Here is a 17395-nt window from a genome sequence, read left to right as displayed (position 1 = left end):
TCGGGGGCCCTGGCGTCGGGTTACCGCGTGACTTCGGCTTCGAGGTCGTCGAGGTGCTTCAGCCACTCCTCGTCCCAGCGCGGCCAGTACGTGCAGATGTAATCCTCTTCGAACGTCAGCTCGTGATGGTCGTCATCCTCGAACTCGTCGTCTTCGTCCTGGCCGTGGCCGCACTCGAAGGTGCCGGCGGGCTGCGCGGCGACCAGCGCTTCGAGGCGGGCATCCTCGCGCTTGTAGTGGAAGCCGACGTACGCCCAGAAGAAGTCCTCCTCATGGGCTTCAAATACTTCGGGGTCGTAGCGGTCCGCGCCGGGGAAGTCGCAGACGTTGCCCTCGGCCATCCCTGCCGCGAGGTTGGCGAGGTGGCGGCGGTTCCATGCGGCCGACGCTTCCGCGCAGGCCGCGCGGCGGCAGCTTTCGGACTGGAGGACGACGCGGAATCGGGGTTCGAGCGAGACCGGAGAGATCACCATCACCTCCGATTCGAGTGCGGCGGCGGGGAAGGGGGCGTAGGTATCCTTGGTGGACATGGTGGGTGGCTCCTAAGACAGGGGATGGGATTCGTGCAGGTCACGGGGCTGGGGTGCTCCGTTGTGTCCTACCGTCGGGGCGCGAATCGGCGTCCCAAGGTCAGGGTCAGGGCTTCTTCGCCGCCATCGGGGCCGGCCGGCGGTAGAAGCCGTAGCGGACCGCCCTCGACAGCCAGTAGCTCGGGGTCATCGCCGCGAGGACGATGACCCACCACGGGGTCGAGTAGTCGTAGGCCTGCAGCCACCCAGCGAGGGCCAGGGCTGCGTTGGCCCAGACGACGGCCATGATGATGGCGATGGGGTGGGATGCGCCGAGCCGCTTGAGGGGCTTCAGCATGGTGGCTCCTAATGGGTAGGGGATGGGGGCTTCTCGGTTACTGTGCCGACCTTCTGTCCACACGCCCCCTACCGTGGGCGCGCATCCGAGCGTCCAAAGGAGGAGCCCCCAGCCACATGGCTGGGGGCTCTGATCACGGCCTACGCGGGGCGAATGAGGGTGGAGACGGCGGGGGATCGGGCAGCGGAGCGAGCGTGATCGCCTCCAGGGACCGCCGCTCCGCCGGAGGGGCGGCCTCCCTGGCCTGACGCCACTCCGCCACCTGACCGGCCGCGCGCGCCACGGTCCGGCCCGGCCAGACCGAGGCCAGGATGAGCAGCCACCAGGGTGCGGCGTCCCCGGCTACCCAGAAGAGCGCGGTGGCGATGGCCGCGACGGTGAGCAGGGCGCTGAGGATGCCCGCCCGCTCGGCCCGATCGAGCGCGAGGTCGGCGATGACGCCGGCGCGGGAGAGGAGATCAGCCATCGACCTGCACCTCCTCCTCAGGCACCGGGGCCTCCCGCGGCAGCGGCCAGGAGCAGCACCATCACGGGGAGGTCGACGATGAGGGTCGTGGCCCGGGGCCAGCGGAGGAGCGCGCGCATCACGGCGCTACCCCCGCGAGAGCGTGCTGTGCGGCGGCGGCGACGGCATCCGGCCAGGTCAGCCGGTGGCGCTGCCGCCAGGCGCCGATCTCCCGGGCCCAGGCCGCCGGTCGGCGGGGGCACATCGGCGCTGGACGACGCGAGCAGGGGATGCGTCGGCGCGGGCTGCGGCCAGCAGCGCATCGGCGAGGTGCTGCTCGCGGTGGGGACGCGACGCGTCGCCGGTCAGGACGTCAAAGGCGGCGGGGGCGCCGTACACGGTCACGCGGTGGAGGGCTGAGGGCATGGGGTGGCTCCTAAGACAGGGAATGGGGGTCTTGCAGGTCACGGGCTGGATTGCTCCGCTGTGTCCCACCGTCGGGGCGCTTAGCGGCGTCCCAAGGGCTCATGGGCGTAAAGAAACCCCCGGCCGTACTGGCCGGGGTGATGTCGGAGCCACCGACACTCCTCACCGTGCCGGCGGAGCGCTTTCCCGCAACCGCTGGAGGCGGGCTACTGCCGCCTCCAGCTCCGGCCCTGCTGCGTGGGCGAGCGGGGCCAGCACATCGTCCTCCCAAACTCCTGCGGTCTGGATCTGCAGCGGGGCGACCGCTCCCATCAGCACAAAGGCCTGATCGGCCGGCTGTTCTCGGAGGGCCGCCGGGGATGCCAGGTCCTGGCGCTGGATGGACTCGGTCTTCGTGACCGTCGTCGACTTCGACGTCGACTTGGAGCGCTGCTCGCCGGTCGAGGTCGAGGTCCCTTCCGTCTCGGCAGTAGAGGTCGTGACCTCCCGGAGATTTCGCTGTCCAGCCAGGGTCTGGAAGTCCCGAAGGCCCTCGACGTCTGCGAGGCCGGGCAGCACGATTACACCACCCGCGCAGGAGCTGACGATCTCGTACCACCCGTCGCGGGTGTACCGGCGCCGCAGCTGGGCGGGGGACTGGATGCCAAGCGCGAGGCGGACCCGGTACGACCGTGCGGTGGACAGCCACTCGGTCAGGCCCGGCAGGCTCGCCACCGACGCGAGCTCATCGAGGACGACGAGGGCGCTCTCGGGCAGCGCTTGCCCGGGGCACCGGCCGGCGTGGTCGAGGATCTCAGTGACCGCTGCGGTCACGAGGGCGGAGAAGTACCCGCGGTAGACGGACGCGCGGATCGGTGCGATCAAGTGCAGGGTGTCTGCCTGCGACCGCGCCCACGCACCGAGGTTCAGCGCGGCGGGGTCGTCCCACGCCACTTCTGCGATGGCTGGAGATGCCAGCAGCGGCTTCAGGACCGTGTGGAGATTGCCGACGATGCCGGCTGCGGTCTCGCCCGCGGCCTGGGCCACCCCCGCGATCGTGTCGAAGACGCCCCTCATCGTGGCGACGTCCCACTGGGCGCGCGCGTCATCCTGGGCGTATCGCCCAGCCAGCCCCTGCAGCACTGCTGCCACGGTCCGCCACCCGCCACCTGCCTGCGTGCGTACGAGGTCTACGAGGCCGTCGGGGGTTTCTGGGAGCTCCAGGCTGGTGGGAGGGGTCGTCTGGAGCGCCGAAGACGCCGTCCAGCTCTGGCTCAGGGCTCGTGTCAGCGACCCTCTGGACTGCTGCGAGCAGCTCGCCCACGGTCTGCATCGTGCTCCCGGGCACGCGCGTGGCGAGCCAGAGCAGCACGGTGAGCAGGGATTCAGCGCTGCTGTCCCAGAACCGAGCGCCACCACCACCCTCCTGCACGACCTCAGCAGATGCTGTCACGAGCAGGTGAGCTGTAACCTCGGCGGCCTCGGCCGTGCGCGCTGCCTGCAGCGGGGTCCAGGCAGCGCGGCAGTCTGATACGGCACGCGCGCGGGCGGCCTTGGCCTCCCCGTGCTTCCGCGCAGTCGTGGTCTGGGCGACGGCAGTGGAGACTCCGGCGGGGTCGATGACGCTCACCCGCCCGATGAGCGCCCTGGGAGCTGTGGTCATCTGCGCGAGGTCGGACTTGACCGACGTAGAGAGCACGGGTCCGGGGGCGGTGAGGATTGCGGGGGCGAGCACCCGGGTGGTCTTGCCGGACCCCGGCGGCCCGACCACCATGACGGAGGTATCGCCGTCGGCGATGACCCGCTGGCCGATGGACCCCGCCGGGGGGATGTGCCGGCCCAGGGGTAGCCCTCGGCCTGCGTAGTAGGCCTCGTCCGTGGCGGCGACACGCGTGCCGAGGTCCTGCTCCTCTGCTGTGGAGCTGTCGCGGCGTAGCTGGCGGGCCTCGGCGTCGGCGGCGTCCTGCGCCGCCCCCGACGCTTGACGATCCAGACAGCGGCGACCGCGGTGACAGTAGACACTGCGGTGTGGTCGAGCAGCAGCGCGATGAGGGACACCAGCGCGAGCAGCAGGCCCGCCCAGTGGCGCCGTACTCGCTCGGGGATATAGGCAGTGATGGGCATGGTGTAGATGGCTCCTAAGTCAGAGGGGGTTACGGGGTAGGGGTGAGGTGGGCTGCGGCGCGGATGGCCTGCGACCAGGTCAGGCCGGCGTGCTGGCGCCAGGTCTGGACGGAGTCGAAGGCCGCACGGTCGGGGAAGACCAGCAGCCGCTTGGCGACGTCAGGAAGTGGGCCGGCGCCAGGGGTCCCGGTTACGCCGGTATCGGCGGCTGCGGTGAGCAGCCCTGCTGCGTGCTGCCCGATTGGCTCGCGCGCGTGGATCGCGGCGGTGGCGATTCGCCGCCAGTCGGCGGCGGAGGCCCTCACGTCGATGCGGTAGGGGTGCATGGATCGCTCCTCTGATGGGATGGGTTCGTGGTCACCGTGCCGACTTTTTGTCCACACGCCCCCACCGTGGGGGCGGGGTTCGGAGGCACAAGAAAAACCCCACCGGGGCTCTCCGGTGGGGGTTGGGCGTCCGCTACTCGCGGGCATCAGGGGCGGGCAGGTCACACGGGCACGCACCCCGCCGACCGCACTCGCACAGCGGGGGCGTGGATGACGTCGGCGACGCGCACGCGCGCGAGGTAGGCCCTCTCTCGAATCTCCACGCGCACATGTTCAGGTAGCGCCGCGCGCACGGACACCAGCCCCTGCGGTACAGGGGTGGTGAGGTCGGCGGGGGAGAGCTCGACGAGCATGTCAGCGATCAGGTCCTCGACGCGGACTCCGCGGGCGGTGGCTGACGCGGTAAGCGACTCCCAGTCGCTGCGGTCGACGCGGGCGCTCCATCGCGGGGCGGGGGTGCTGGGCATCATCACGGCTCCATCTCAGTGGGGTGGTGGGTCTCGGTCACCGATGACCGTCGGCGCGACGGCCCGGCACACCCACCGTGCCGGGCGCGGGGTTGCCAGCCTGATGGACGCGCGCGAGGTCATGCCCCTGTAGTCGAGCTTCATCCGCGGCGAGTCACAGTCACGTGCTCAACTCCGACACGAGCACAAACCTCTCAGCACCTCAAGCACCTACACGAGCACTACTCACCCTTCCTCTTTTCTCCCTTCACACCCCTCTTCCTCTTACTTCTACTTCCATCCTTTTCTCCTCCTCTACTCCTCACTCTCCTTCACCACCTCTAACTACCCATAACCACACAACACAACATTTAGGCGTTTGCACCTTGGGTGCCCGCCCGGCGTCGCCTCGTCTTGGGGTCGCCGCGGCCGCCCCGACGGGTGGGTAGTGCGTGGACAAAAACCGGCACGGTGACCACGCATCCACCGACCCGAGGAGACCTACACTTGCTTTCGATCAGCACCATCAAGGCCGGCCAGGCGGCCGCGCTCAGCGACTACTACAGCGCCAAGGTCAGTGCCGGCGAGCTGACCCCCGAGCAGGCCATCGAGCGCCAGGTCGCCGACCGCGCGGCTGAAATCGCGGAGGGCCGAGGCCTCTCAGACGAGGACGCGATGGCCCTCGCTAAGCGCGAGCAGCTCATGAAGTCAGGCCTCGCTGCGACCCAAGGCGCTGGAGCCTACTACAAGAGCGCCGAGGAAAAGCCCCGCCTTGTCTGGATCAAGGGTGGCGGCCCCAAGGGGGCCCGGGTCACCGACGAGCAGCTCCTCGCGCACCTCCAGGGGTTCACTGCGGATGGCAGCCGACGGCTGCTGGATGCCCACCCCAAGCGCCTGCAGGCCATCGCCCGAGAGCTGGGAATGGCCGACGATGCGGTGATGGAGGGCCCTGCTCTGGCGGCTGTCCGGGAGGGACTCCACCCCGAGACAGGCGCTCCGCTGGAGGGACGCGCCGCGAAGATGGCTCGCGCGGCGTGGGCCGCCAAGGATCACTCCGACACTCAGGTCACGACATACGATCTGACGTTCTCGGCGCCCAAGGGCCTGTCGGTCTTGGCGGGGTTTGGGGACGAGAAACTCCGGGAGCGGATCATTGGGCTCCACGAGCAGGCGGCCGACGCGGCGATGGAGTGGGCCGAGACGGCGGACATCTTCGCGGTGAGCCGCGGACACGCGCGGGAGATCGCCCTCGGGGCCACGCCCCTCCAGACCATGCGCAAGACCGAGTTGTCGTCGCGGGCCGGCGACCCCCTCATCAGCCACGTACTCATGTCGGCAGCTGCCGTGGGCGACGATGGCCGGCGTACGACTCTCGATGGCCGGAGCGTTTACCACGCATCCCGGGTGATCCGCTCGCGCTACGAGGCCACGCTGGCCACCCTCGTCCAAGAGGAGATGGGAATCACCATCGCACTCAACGAAGCGGGGGTCCGCGAGGTCGTCGGCTTCGATGAGGGGGTATTGGAGCAGTACTCGAAGCGGTCCGCCGAGGTGGCCGAGAAGCTCGCGGAGCTGCAGCGCGCGGACAGGCTCCTGGTGACACGAGTAGAGAGCGACCGGCTGGGGTACGAGGAGGCCGCGGAGCGCCGAGACGCGGGGGTTCCTCTCGATGCAGAGCAGGCCCAGATGGCGGACGATTGGGATCGCTACGAGCAGGTCCTCCGTGAGTGGGCATCGGGGCGGGTGGCGACGTCCACGCGCCAGAAGGCGTCCCTGGAGAGCCGCTCGACGAAGGGCGAGCTGTCGGAGCAGGAGCAGCTGCGGGTGTGGGCTACAGCGGCAGATCGGCCGGACGTGGCGCGCCTCCTGGGCGACGTCCGCCGCGTGACCCAGGGGCAGCGGCAGGCCGCTACCGTCGAGAGCGTGGTCGCCGCAGCGCTGGCCCGTGCGACCTCGGACGCATCGGTCATCCGTCAGAAGGATCTCGTGGCCAGCCTCCACGAGGTGTGGCCCGCCGCGTGGCCGATGGAGAATCTCCCCACGGTGCAGCAAGCCCTCATGCAGTCCGAGGAGCTCCTCCAGCTCACCGAGCACACGCTGCTCCAGCCGGGCGCCTGGACCCGTGGCCAGGGGGTCGAGTTCACCACCCGCACGGCCGTAGCCCAGGAGTCTCGCATTGAGGCGATGGCGACGGCACTCGCCCACGACGGCGGCGAGTGCTTCGATCCGCGTGTCACGGCCCAGTGGGCCGAGCGCTACACGCTCACCGACGATCAGGCCGCGCTTCTCGCGGCTGCGACCCGGGGCACCCGCCTCGTGGTAGCCGAAGCGCCGGCTGGCGCGGGCAAGACCCACACCCTGAGCCCCCTCGTAGCGCAGTACCAGCAGCTCGGATACGAGACGATCGGAGTCTCGACGAAGGCCCAGACGGCGGCCGCGCTCGCTGAGGCAGGTGTGGTCCGTACCGCCTCGTTGGCTCGACTGGAGATGTGGGCGGAGAAGGGGCGGTGGGATGACGGGATCAGCCCCGAGATGGCACTGCAGGGCGAGGCCTGGCGGACGGCTGTGCGTCAGGCTTCCACCCCCGAGGAGCGAGCGGCGGCCCAGGCCGGCCTGGATGCGTGGGAGGAGCAGGCTGCTGAGCTCCCACACCGGCTGCAGGCAGAGAAGGAGGAGCTCCAGCGGGAATGGGCTGCTTTCAAGGCATCACCTCCTCACGACTCCAGTGAGCGCCAGCAGGCGTACGAATCGCTGAGGGCCCGGGGCGCGGATTTGCAGGAGCGCGCCCCAAAGACGATGGAAGAGGCCCGGAACCGGGTGCTCCTCGTCCTCGATGAGGCAGCGATGTCCTCGAACGACCAGCTGGAGAAGGTCCTCCGACTGGCTGGACAGCGAGGCTGGACCACCGTCATGGCAGGCGACTCGCGGCAGCTGCAGGGCATCGGCCGATCCACCGGATTCGGCCTTATCGCCGACGCGGCAGGCCGCGTCGAAATCTCCGAGACCTACCGCGCACGGGACGCAGTCGAGCGGCAGCTCCAGGTCGCATGGCACGACGCTGAATCGCTTGTGGAGGGCCGCGTCCCCGAGGGTGCCGAGGCAGCAGAGGCGATGCTCGAGTACTGGCAGGAGAGGGGCCGCGTCCACATCCAGACGGTGGGGCAGCTCGAGGAAGCTGCCCGCGAGCGACCGGACGCCAAGAACCCCGCAGAAGAGGAGGTCATCGAGGAGATTGCGCGGAGGTACGTCGACCACCAGGAGGCCCAGCCGGACGTCGATCGCCTCGCACTGGCCCGCACGAACCGCGGCGTCGGGCAGCTGGCGGAGGCCATCCAGCGCGAGCAGATCCGGCGCGGGCTCATCGACGAGCAGCTGCCAGCGGCGTCCCTCGTGGACCAGAAGCGCGGCCTCACCCAGACCATCCGCCAGGGGGAAAGCATCCGCATCACGAAGAACGTGGCAAAGTCTGCAATCCGAAACGGCCAGGTCGGTGTCGTGCGAGCCGTAAATCCGGACGGGTCAATCCGTGTCAGCCTCCCCACTGGCGTCGGTGGCGCCATGAAGACAGAGACCATCCGGGCCGAACATCTGACGAGGGGATACGCGGCACTTGGGTGCGCCACTACCGGCCACGGGGCCCAGGGGCGCACGGTCGAGCAGGCATGGGTGCTCGCGGACGCCGGGGCGGATCGGGAGTGGCTGTACCCCGCGATGACCCGGGCGAAGTCGGGGACGGACCTCCACTGGGTGACGGATGCTCCCGACCGCGCTCCGGAGGAGATCCGAGACGCGATGCTCACAACGGGTGCCGAGGCATCGGCACTGCAGGTCGCGCGAACCCACCCGACCCCGGCCCAGCGGGCGGCGGCTGCCCACCACCTGGAGGCGCGGGGACAGGTGGCCACCCCGGAAGCGGTGGCCACGATGGCGTCGCAGCTCCAGGCGGTGGAGGCAGCTAAGCGGGAGCAGCAGAGGGCCGAGCTCGGGTGGCTCAGGAGAGCAGCGTAGAGGCGGTCCAGCGAGCTCGCGCCCGCCGGGCACAGCAGGCCTCACAGCAGCAGGCCCAGAAGCGCCGGGGCCCTCCGGCCGCGCTTCCGAGACACGGACTGTCACGATCTGCCGCTCGCCGTGGTCCTCGACCCACGCCTGAAGGGGATTCTCCCACTCCAGGGCACCGAGCACGGACACCGTGTACTGCGTCCATTCGGGAAGGCCAACGACGTGGACCTCCTCCCGGCTCACCGGATCCACGAGGAGGGCGCCGAGGCGGGGCTCGATGTCAATGGCGCTGGGGTCAACCGGGGCAGATGTGGTCATGCTGCCTACCGTGCCTGCTCGCGTCAGCGAGGAAAGCTACCCCCACCCCGCGGGCGGCGGGCCGGGTACTCGGACTGGCGCGGGGCGCCCGGATGCGCGTGGTAAGCGGCGGCCATGCGGTCCAGCTGCCCGGCCGTCGGCTCCTCGGCGCCGTTGACCTCGACGAGGGCGTCGAGCAGCGTGCGGCCGGTGGACGTGGTCGGGGTATCGGGCATGCCCCGACCGTACCCCGCCCCCGGCGCTCTCAGACGCACGCCACGAGCCGCGGCCAGCCACGCGACCAACTTGTCGCGTGGCCCCCGGTCCAGCCGTATCCCGCTGGCTGAGGGCGTCTGAGGCCGATGTAGAAGGCGTAGCACTCTCACTACGCGCCGGAAATGAGCCATTCGTTCACACCGGGGAGGTCACCCTTGCGTCAGCTGGGCGATCATTTGGACATCGCGGGATGGGTCTTTGGCACCTGAGTACACGGTTAGTTCGTGGTAGTCGGGGTCATCAATTTCAAGAGAGTGTAGAGGTGCTTCTCGGAGCCTGACCACAATGTGACCATCTCGGAGCAGGTCAATGCTCTTGATGCGGTCGACGGGTCCTTTGTCCTTGTGCCAGTATGCGCCGTCGTATTCGATCACCAGGGATCTCCCGTCGGCCAGCGAAACACGGATGTCTACCGACCACGAGGAGTGGTTGGTGAACGCAGGTGAGTGGATCCGCGGCCCCGACTGGGCTTCGCCCCAGTACGCACGAGCGGCCTCGACGTACAGCCGCTCAATCATCGACTTGCCTGCTGTCCGGCATTTGGGACACTGGGAGCCGTTGACGCGAACTGCCGGCATCGCCGACCACGTGTGCGCTGGGTTTCGTCGGCAAACCCACAGGGGAGGCTCTACCAGCTGGCTGGTATTAGGTCGAACATGCCATGGTGAAAGCGAGTTTTCGGAGGACCACTCATCCGCGATTTCGGGGTAGTGGAAAGCCAGCGAGTCGAGAATTGTCCTGCACTCGGGGCACCGTAGTCGCTCGTACTTATCTCGCTCCCGGGGCGTTGCCTGAAACTCATGGCCGCACCACCACACAACTCGACGTGAATTGGGCGAGATGGTCGACAATTTAAACTTTTCATTCTTGGTTGGGTGCCATTGGCTGGCGATCTCTGGTGTCAGACGCGTGGACAAAGGGTCTTCCGCAGCTTCATCAGCACGCCGCTTTCGCGTTTCCGCCGCGGCCTCTCGGCACGTGGGACATGGAGAGGAATGGCTGCCAGTTACGTCCGAGATTCGCCGTTGGAAGGAGTGATCTGCGGGGCAGCGCCACCAGGCTTCTTTTCGACTTTTGAGCTTCGCGGTTTCCCACAACTCTGGCGGGTTGCGGTCGTGGTCCCACCAGTCTGCGTACCGACTGTCGGAGTTCTTTAGGAGGTTCGCTCCGGCTGTCTTCTTAGTCCCGGCGGATGCCGTTTTTGTGTTCCGGCTGCAGGTGCAGCCCCAACCGAGGTCCCCTGGCCGTTGGGCCTCGACGCGTCCGCACCGGTTGCAGCGTGTTCCATGTGGATCTTCGTCGAGGCTGGGTTCCGTCAGTGGACCAAGGTACGTGAATCCATTGGCCTCTGCCATTTGCTGAATGTGGTGGAGATCGACTGGACGATTCCCTGAGTGCTTACGGGCACCCTTCGCCCACTTGGTCCAGTAGCAGGCACGACAGACCTGTTCCGAGTGCTTGCGGCGCTCGAGAACGTACTCGAACCGGTAGTGGCCCTCAAACCCACAGTGATTGCAGCGCGTGAGGAGGTATTCTGCGGGTTTGGTAAACCTGTCGAGAAGAGTAAGCCCGCCTTCCTTATACAGAGCGCGCAGGTGCTCGTCACACCAAGTCGGCCGAGTGCGTGTCCTAAATGCCCCGGTTCTTTCACAGCCATCAGCTGCGCAGGTCATCATCGTCTTTCTCCGCTCGTGATTCGAGTTTCTTAACTTCTTTTTCAATCCTATTCCGGCACTGCATCAGCTGGGCTGACAGACGCGGCACGTCAAGGCTCGAAGCCCTTCTCCGGCAGAGCGTCGGTAACGGCCCAGCCGTATCGACTGAGGGTAAAAGCTTCGTGGGCATGGCCGGCCTGCTGGGTCACGAGTGGTACTGGTACGCCGCGGGAGAGCCACTGGGAAACCGCGTAATGCCTCAGGTGATGGTGGGACCAGCCGCGGCGGGTGGTGCCTTTGTACCCGGGCCACACGTGGAGGACGTCCGAAACGTAGTCGTAGAGCGGCGAAACGTACCTTCCTGTGAGGTTGGTAGGGGACTGGTATGTGCCGTGGGGGATCTGGGTCGCGAATGGCCAGCGGGCTGGGAAAGCAACTCCGGGGCCGCGATTACGGGGCGGGTTGCGCGTCGGGAACAGCAGTGCGTCCCAGAAAACCCGCACGTCGCGGTCGCATTCGATCCACATTTCGCGCAGGCGGTCGTGCAGTAGGTAGGCGATTGGAGTGAATCCCGCCCGCCAGAGGAGAAGTGCGTCGACCTCGGTCATGTCCCAGAGGATCCCTTCGCGAGCGGTTGCGTCGAAGACATCGAATTCAGCCGAGCGGAGGATGCCATTATGCGGATCTGCGAGGAGATCCCGCAGCGGGCGTTGAGCGTCTCGATCCCAGGCTGGGTAGAGGAGGGGGGAAAGATAAATCCGTCGTGCTTTACCCATCTTCGGGGCAGTGACGGCCATGCGCCCGCCGTCCGGGGAGACCTGCTCGACGACATCGACAGCGCCGCGGTATCCGCGCATGAGCAGGGGATTGAGGCCTTCGAGAGGTGTGGGCGTGTATCCGTCATTGACCTCTCGCAGGAGCACCCCGTGCATGGTCTCCTCCAGGTTGCGTGCGGTGTTTTGGTCCAGGTGTAGGCCGAATAGGTGCCGCGTGCGCAGCGCCAGGGCCTCCCCGATGCGCAGGCCGCCCGCAGCGCCGAGGGCAGTCAGTAGGGCGATTTGGCGGAATCGGGACGCGAGCTCTGCCGTCTCCGCTGCGCGGCGGCCGATCGGGTCCTTGTAGTGGTCCGGGATGCCGCGTCGCATGCTGCTGATGAGGGGGAGCGGCGCCCCAAGCTGGAGCTTTTCGCGGACGAACCACATTGATCCGGGGTCGTCCGTAAGAACCCTGCCGGTGTGCTCCCCGGTGAGGGCGTCGACGGCTTCGCCGGGGCATGCGAGCGCGGGGTGCAGCTGGCATGTCGAGTAGCAGGTATCGATGACGCCGGAGACCCACTCGGACGTCGGGATTTGGGTGCGCTCGACCTCCCGTGGCGCGTCCTCTGAGGCGGTGCCGGGGAGGCGGATGGCGTCGGCGTAGCGGTCGCCTGGACGGCCGGTCCAGCGCCTCGCCGCGTCAAACGCGGACCGGACGATGGTCCGGACCCGCTTGGCCTGGCCACGGCTGAGGCCGTCGGCGAGCCCCCGGAGGTCGTCAGGCCGTACAGCGGTGACGGGGAGGTCCCAGAGGTCATGGAGGGCGCGGGCGCGGTACCGGTACGCGGTCGTCGTCCGTGACACCCATCGATGCTCATTGTCGGCGATCCACGCCTCGACGGCCTCTCCGACAGTGGGCGGTGCGACATCGGTGGGGTCGTCAACCCAGTCGCCGAGGGCCTCAGCGGCTTTCTGGACGACGATGTCCTTGGTAGCGCCGGTCCGGTTCTTCGGCTTGCCGGTGACGGGGTCGCGCCAGACCACCTGCCACCGGCCCCCGGGCGTCGACGGCCGGTAGAGTCGGGCCCGGCCGCCGAGGATTGGGACAGATTTCTTGCGGGGAGGCATAACGAGAAGATTAGCGAAATACGTGAAACTCCGTCCTGATCAGGGGTAAGAAGTTGGGCGACATGTGCCTCGTAGAGTTTAAGTTCAACATCTAGTCGGGCTGCTCCGTGTCACAACGGCTTCTGGATTCTCGCCCCCGGCATCGTTTTCCTTCGGGAGATTCGATGCCGGGGGCGTTCCTCACGGCGCTATCCTTGTGCCTGCACTAGTGCGAGACGATTGCTAGAGGAAGTGCGTCAGCTCTTTCGCAGCTATTTTTGTGCGCCCGTATATCCATGGCGAAATCGGCTGCAATGGAGTGTGCACGACCGACGCTGATGGGGACGGTGGGGCGTGGCTGTCGGGGAGCCTAATGGTGATAATGCTAATGCTCTATCGTCGGAAAGAGGTTTGCGTAGGGGCAGAACACCTCCGTGAAGTGGGTACCGTTTTCGTCGCAGGTAAGAGGGAAAGAAACGACGAAGTCTGGGTTGGCGGTGAGTGTGCCGTCGATAAGCGAGATGCTCAGAGGTGTTGCTGCTGAAGGGGGTCGGCTTTCAATCTGGGCGTCGCAGGCGAAGAGCCCGGCCAAGATGAAGGTGTCCAGAACACACCAGGTGTACGCGCTGGTCCCGGTGGATAGGTGCACCAGGTGGGGTGTGGGATTCGGTGAGATGAGACGGTCGGCGAGCCGCTGAATACCGCCGTCTGTGTGGCCTTTGAGCAGGGTATGCAGGTCGCGTGCGGAGGGGGAGAACGAGTTTGAATACACTCGGTGAGGCTACCACTAATGGCAATGGTTGTCAGCAATGGTCTTTGTGTGGGATCCGCGCCATATGGGTCTTAGGGCATCGGTTGTAAGGCGATGTCACAGCGGCCCTCGTAGAAGTTAAATTCCAGCGGAATGTCGTGTAATTTAAGTTCAATGCTAGATCAACTTCCTCCGTGGCCTGAATGCTCGGAGCCGTACACCTATGAACAGGGTGCGCTTCTCGTGTACCCGATGTGCGCTTATGAATGGACCCTCGCCGCGGATAACGATGACGAATCGCTGTCCACAGGAGGCGAAGGCATCCGTGATGCAGTGGGCAATCTGCTTGCTGACGGCGATTCCGTAACCGTGGTCAAAGGCCTGAAAATCGCTGGCAGCGGCGGCGGAACCATCAAGGTCGGGACTAAAGTCAAGAGCATCCGACTGCTCGATCAGCCTGTCAATGGCCACGACATTGACGCCTCTGTGCCCAGCCTCGGGCGGATTTACCTGAAATCCTCGGTGGTCAAAAAGGCTTAAGCCGAGGCGCTGTGGAGGGATCAGAACAATCTGGTCCCTCCTTTTGCCGTTCTGTGTATCCCTCTCTAGGAGAGTAAAGGGATAATCCGCTGGTCATCACCGTGCTCATGTGCGCGATGCGAGATTTCGATGATCGTAAGCTCCGGATAATGCTCCGCGAGCGAGCTTCTTATTGCCTGGTCCAGCTCCGCGTTGACGTTGGCGGTGAATTCGTCGAGAACCAGCACCGAAGGTTGAGTAAGCAGGGCTCGAGCTAAGCATAAGCGCTGCATTTGCCCGCCCGATAGCCCCGCAACCTCGGTGCCGGTGAGCGAATCTAGGCCTTGCGGTAGGCGACGAATCTCTTGATCTAAGTGCACCACACTAAGCACATGCCACATGGCTTCTTCTGTGGCGTCGGGGCGCGCGAGTAGGAGGTTGGATTTGATGCTTGCAGTCAGTAGCTCGCTGCGCTGCGGCACAAGCGCAATGGCTTTGCGCAGTTCTGTCAGCTGATACTGAGATACGGAAATTCCGTTGAGCAGGATGTTGCCGCTGCTAGGGTTATCAAACCTGAGTAGGAGATGGACTGCCGTGGATTTTCCACTTCCTGATGGTGCAACAAAGACCGCATGCTCACCGTTTGTGATGGTCTGCGTAAACCCCTGCAGCACCGGTTTTCCCGGGGCATCGGGATATGCATAGCTAACGTTGTCCCAGGTGATCGTGATGGGCTGTGTGCGATCAACGCTAAGGGTGCCGTCTCTTACTACTGCTGGGAGATGGCAGATGTGATGGAGTCTGCGTGCGGCAGCAAGCGAGTGATCGAGCGCACCGGCGGCGTCTTCTAGGCCGCGTGGGGCGTCGAAAAGCAGCAGGCAGCCGCCCATAATAAAAGCTATGTCGGCGGGGTTCGCGTTGCTTGCGATTCCGATGATGAGCACGCCGAGCACACACGCGTAGGTGAGTCCGAGGTTGATTCCGCACCGAAGCGCACGATAGTGCGCGGCTGGCATAGCTAGCTTTGCGACGTCCCCCGCAATTCCCCAATTCTGCTCAAGCCGTTCCTGCTGCCGTCCGTAGGAGACGATTTCCTCCGCACCAAACACCGAATCCGTGACGTGTTGCGACAGCTCACGGCGCCTGCTCAACACTTTTTGCGTGGAATCGAAGGACTGCTTCGCCCCAATCAGCGGAACCACAAGCGCAGAAAACAAGCCAAAAACAAGAGGAACCGCAGACAGCTGCCAGCCGTAGAGCAAGCCCCACGCAACACCGAATCCTAGGGGGACGGTGACTCCCGCAATCGCTGGGGCGATAGTGTGGGCATAAAGCACCTCAATCCGGTCGATGTCCCTGGTAAGCGAGGTGACGAGGTCGCCAGATTTAATGGAGCGCAACACCCCGGGAGCCTTGGGCCAAAGCCGGGAAAAAGCGGCACTACGAAGCAACTCAAGGGCCTTAAACGCGACATAATGACCAGAAAACTGCTCTACATAGTGGGTGAGCGCCTTGATGCCAGCCAGCACCACCAACGTGACGAGGATAGGGGTTATCTGGCCAGCGCCCATAACGATTCCTACTACGTTCTGCGCAGCCAGCTCAAAGATCATAATTCCTAAGCTGAGCTGGATGATGCGCATGACGATAGAGCAATAGAGCGGGGCGTGAACGGGTCGAGTGATCGACAGTACCCAACGCACCACCTCTCCTAGTGACGGTGGCATCGTAGTCGTCGTGGTCATCGCAGCTCACCTGCTTCCATTGTGTAGACGGTATCGGCTGCGGCTAGGAGGGCGGGGCGGTGAGTGACCATGATGGCTGTGATGTTCTCCGGAAGCTGTTGGATCGAAGAGACGATGAGCGCCTCGGATTCGAGGTCGATGTGGCTGGTGGGTTCGTCGAAAAGCACAATGTCGCGGCCGGATAGTAAGGCACGGGCAAGGGATAATCGTTGCGCTTGTCCTCCGGAGAGGAAGGCCCCGCGCTCGCCGACGTCGGTGTCTAAGCCGTGGGGCATACTGCGTACCTCATCGGCTAGGTTGGCGCGCGAAAGCGCTTCCCACATGTCGGCTTCTGAGGCATCGATGCGTGCGATGCGCAGATTATCGGCGATCGAACCGCTAAAGAGCCAGGTGTGCTGCGCTACGGTTGCGGTGGCAGTGCGGATGGTGTTGAGAGGCGTTGTTGCTACGTCTAGGCCTCGGATAGCAATCGCGCCGGGAGTCGTGGGGAGGAGACCGCGAAGGAGATGGAGCAGCGTGGATTTGCCTGATCCGGAACGCCCGACGATAGCTATTTTCGCGCCACTGGGAACTGTGAAACTGACGTTGGTGAGCACCGGAGTCTCTCCGTAGGAAAAGTTCAGCGAATCGACGACGATAGCCTCGGAACACGCGCCATGTTCTATCGAATTGGCGTCGCCGTTATCTGCGGTCTCTGTGCGTTCGTGCGTGTGAAGGTACTTCTTGATGGCTCGCTGCGCGGCAATGCCTCCCATGCCGACGTAGAAAAAGCCGGCGACCTTGGCTAGCGGTGCGAGTAGGAGAACTAATAGGAAGACGGACGCTAAACCGTGACTAGGAGAGAGGGATCCGCTGGAAACCCGCGCAGCGATAATCGCAACGGTGGTGCAGATAAGAACAAGCGAAACCGCAAGATCCATAACGATGATCACCACCTGATTGCCTGCCAGCAACTTCATGGTGGCGCCACGGTTGCGTTCTCCTTCTGCGCGTAGTTGGCGTTCCACCCGACTGCCTGCATCGATGAGGCTGATTGTGGTGAGATTTCTGATGGCGTCGAGATATTTTTCTGAAAGTCCGGTCCGCTTGCGCCGTGAATCAGCAGAACGGCCCCTGAACAATCGCATGAAGTCGCGTAGGAGGAGGGGGACAAGGATGAATTGGCCGAGCATACTAAGCCCCAAAAGCCAGTCGTAAGCAACGGCAATGTAGATGACGACAGCGATGGGAAACGCCATGGCTGCCAGCGCCGAACCCAGATATGCATGGCGAAATTCCGCAGCCCGTTCAACATTGTCAGTCAAGAGTGCGACGAGTTTTCCGGGGTGAAATTCTTTTCGATCCCGATTCGACATGGTTGGCGCAGAGTACAGCGTCGCTAAAAGACGATGCCGTATGTGGCGTTCGTGGTCGCGTGCAGTGCGTGCTCCGGTGCGAATATCCAGGGCAGTAAACACTCCCGCGGCGAGGATGGCCGCTCCGGCTGCCGCGTAGGAGAGGGAGGGGGGTTGCTCCTGGTGAATATACCGAGCAAGCGCAGCAGCCATAATCACAAGAGCAATGCCCGCGGCGAAGTAGCTTAATACCGCATATAACGGCACAAGCCAGGCGGAAAGCGGACTCATCTCACGGTGGCTGCTGGTGGGGGATGAGTCGATATGGGGAACAGACGACATAA

The 17395-nt window shown here is 65.1% G+C and carries 16 protein-coding genes; 4 read left to right on the top strand and 12 right to left on the bottom strand.

All coding sequences use genetic code 11. The features are described from left to right. Positions 1–20: 20 nt before the first annotated feature. From ET810_RS10635 to ET810_RS10605, 7 genes are all read right to left on the bottom strand, one after another. Entirely contained in the window at positions 21–530 is a 510-nt protein-coding gene (locus ET810_RS10635) for a hypothetical protein (protein ID WP_134316027.1), read from the bottom strand. Positions 531–636: 106 nt separating this feature from the next. Next, positions 637–867: a hypothetical protein gene (locus ET810_RS10630; RefSeq protein WP_087453716.1), complete on the bottom strand. Its 231-nt coding sequence runs from the start codon at positions 865–867 to the stop codon at positions 637–639. A 133-nt stretch (positions 868–1000) separates the two neighbouring features. Continuing rightward, positions 1001–1333, bottom strand: a complete 333-nt coding sequence (locus ET810_RS10625; RefSeq protein WP_087453717.1) for a hypothetical protein — start codon at positions 1331–1333, stop codon at positions 1001–1003. 567 nt (positions 1334–1900) lie between these two features. Continuing rightward, complete coding sequence (locus tag ET810_RS10620; protein ID WP_134316025.1) at positions 1901–2869, bottom strand: type IV secretory system conjugative DNA transfer family protein; 969 nt, start codon at positions 2867–2869, stop codon at positions 1901–1903. Beyond that, on the bottom strand, positions 2823–3515 hold the full coding sequence (locus tag ET810_RS10615) for a type IV secretory system conjugative DNA transfer family protein (protein ID WP_259484494.1): 693 nt from the start codon (positions 3513–3515) through the stop codon (positions 2823–2825). The genes ET810_RS10620 and ET810_RS10615 overlap by 47 nt, the downstream gene beginning before the upstream one ends. Before the next feature lie 355 nt (positions 3516–3870). Then, on the bottom strand, positions 3871–4332 hold the full coding sequence (locus ET810_RS10610) for a hypothetical protein (protein WP_134873833.1): 462 nt from the start codon (positions 4330–4332) through the stop codon (positions 3871–3873). Further along, the gene (locus ET810_RS10605; protein ID WP_087453721.1) at positions 4329–4637 is read right to left on the bottom strand and encodes a hypothetical protein; all 309 of its coding nucleotides are present in this window, start codon (positions 4635–4637) and stop codon (positions 4329–4331) included. Before ET810_RS10605 ends, ET810_RS10610 begins: the two co-directional genes overlap by 4 nt. A 483-nt stretch (positions 4638–5120) precedes the next feature. On the opposite strand from ET810_RS10605, the gene mobF reads away from it, so the two are divergent. Both mobF and ET810_RS10595 read left to right on the top strand, forming a co-directional pair. After that, positions 5121–8621: a MobF family relaxase gene (gene mobF, locus ET810_RS10600; protein WP_134316023.1), complete on the top strand. Its 3501-nt coding sequence runs from the start codon at positions 5121–5123 to the stop codon at positions 8619–8621. Further along, positions 8600–9256 (top strand): hypothetical protein, encoded by a 657-nt coding sequence (locus tag ET810_RS10595; protein WP_134316022.1) that lies wholly within the window; start codon positions 8600–8602, stop codon positions 9254–9256. Before mobF ends, ET810_RS10595 begins: the two co-directional genes overlap by 22 nt. A gap of 78 nt (positions 9257–9334) precedes the next feature. Here the strand turns inward: ET810_RS10595 and ET810_RS10590 are convergent, their stop codons facing one another. Together ET810_RS10590 and ET810_RS10585 are read right to left on the bottom strand one after the other, a co-directional pair. Beyond that, positions 9335–10861, bottom strand: a complete 1527-nt coding sequence (locus ET810_RS10590; protein WP_134316021.1) for a zinc-ribbon domain-containing protein — start codon at positions 10859–10861, stop codon at positions 9335–9337. 89 nt (positions 10862–10950) lie between these two features. Then, positions 10951–11772 (bottom strand): site-specific integrase, encoded by an 822-nt coding sequence (locus ET810_RS10585; protein ID WP_087453727.1) that lies wholly within the window; start codon positions 11770–11772, stop codon positions 10951–10953. Between the two features lie 303 nt (positions 11773–12075). Between ET810_RS10585 and ET810_RS12100 the strand changes: the two genes are divergently transcribed. Then, the gene (locus tag ET810_RS12100; protein ID WP_166741012.1) at positions 12076–12225 is read left to right on the top strand and encodes a hypothetical protein; all 150 of its coding nucleotides are present in this window, start codon (positions 12076–12078) and stop codon (positions 12223–12225) included. A gap of 862 nt (positions 12226–13087) precedes the next feature. Here the strand turns inward: ET810_RS12100 and merB are convergent. Continuing rightward, positions 13088–13474 carry an organomercurial lyase gene (merB, locus tag ET810_RS10580; protein ID WP_225870117.1) on the bottom strand — a complete coding sequence of 129 codons (387 nt, stop codon included), beginning with the start codon at positions 13472–13474 and terminating at the stop codon, positions 13088–13090. Between the two features lie 132 nt (positions 13475–13606). Between merB and ET810_RS10575 the strand changes: the two genes are divergently transcribed. Continuing rightward, a complete protein-coding gene (locus ET810_RS10575) occupies positions 13607–13993 on the top strand; it encodes a zinc ribbon domain-containing protein YjdM (protein WP_087453729.1) in 387 nt (128 codons plus the stop codon). A 65-nt stretch (positions 13994–14058) separates the two neighbouring features. On the opposite strand, the gene ET810_RS10570 is transcribed toward ET810_RS10575, so the two are convergent. Continuing rightward, entirely contained in the window at positions 14059–15699 is a 1641-nt protein-coding gene (locus tag ET810_RS10570; RefSeq protein WP_134316063.1) for an amino acid ABC transporter ATP-binding/permease protein, read from the bottom strand. A 14-nt stretch (positions 15700–15713) separates the two neighbouring features. Continuing rightward, on the bottom strand, positions 15714–17393 hold the full coding sequence (locus ET810_RS10565; RefSeq protein ID WP_087453730.1) for an ATP-binding cassette domain-containing protein: 1680 nt from the start codon (positions 17391–17393) through the stop codon (positions 15714–15716). Positions 17394–17395 lie beyond the last annotated feature (2 nt).

Origin of the sequence: Corynebacterium silvaticum (genome assembly GCF_004382825.2) — a bacterium.
Taxonomy (GTDB): domain Bacteria; phylum Actinomycetota; class Actinomycetes; order Mycobacteriales; family Mycobacteriaceae; genus Corynebacterium; species Corynebacterium silvaticum.
Note: the sequence above shows the minus strand (reverse complement) of the source record. Positions and strands in the feature narration are given on the sequence as shown.

Bases quoted from the DNA above. Each gene is read 5' to 3' on its own strand.
- ET810_RS10635 (WP_134316027.1), bottom strand. From the start codon at position 530: ATGTCCACCAAGGATACCTACGCCCCCTTCCCCGCCGCCGCACTCGAA.
- ET810_RS10630 (WP_087453716.1), bottom strand. From the start codon at position 867: ATGCTGAAGCCCCTCAAGCGGCTCGGCGCATCCCACCCCATCGCCATC.
- ET810_RS10625 (WP_087453717.1), bottom strand. From the start codon at position 1,333: ATGGCTGATCTCCTCTCCCGCGCCGGCGTCATCGCCGACCTCGCGCTC.
- ET810_RS10605 (WP_087453721.1), bottom strand. From the start codon at position 4,637: ATGATGCCCAGCACCCCCGCCCCGCGATGGAGCGCCCGCGTCGACCGC.
- ET810_RS10590 (WP_134316021.1), bottom strand. From the start codon at position 10,861: ATGATGACCTGCGCAGCTGATGGCTGTGAAAGAACCGGGGCATTTAGG.
- ET810_RS10585 (WP_087453727.1), bottom strand. From the start codon at position 11,772: ATGCACGGGGTGCTCCTGCGAGAGGTCAATGACGGATACACGCCCACA.
- ET810_RS10575 (WP_087453729.1), top strand. From the start codon at position 13,607: ATGTCGTGTAATTTAAGTTCAATGCTAGATCAACTTCCTCCGTGGCCT.
- ET810_RS10570 (WP_134316063.1), bottom strand. From the start codon at position 15,699: ATGCCACCGTCACTAGGAGAGGTGGTGCGTTGGGTACTGTCGATCACT.
- ET810_RS10565 (WP_087453730.1), bottom strand. From the start codon at position 17,393: ATGTCGTCTGTTCCCCATATCGACTCATCCCCCACCAGCAGCCACCGT.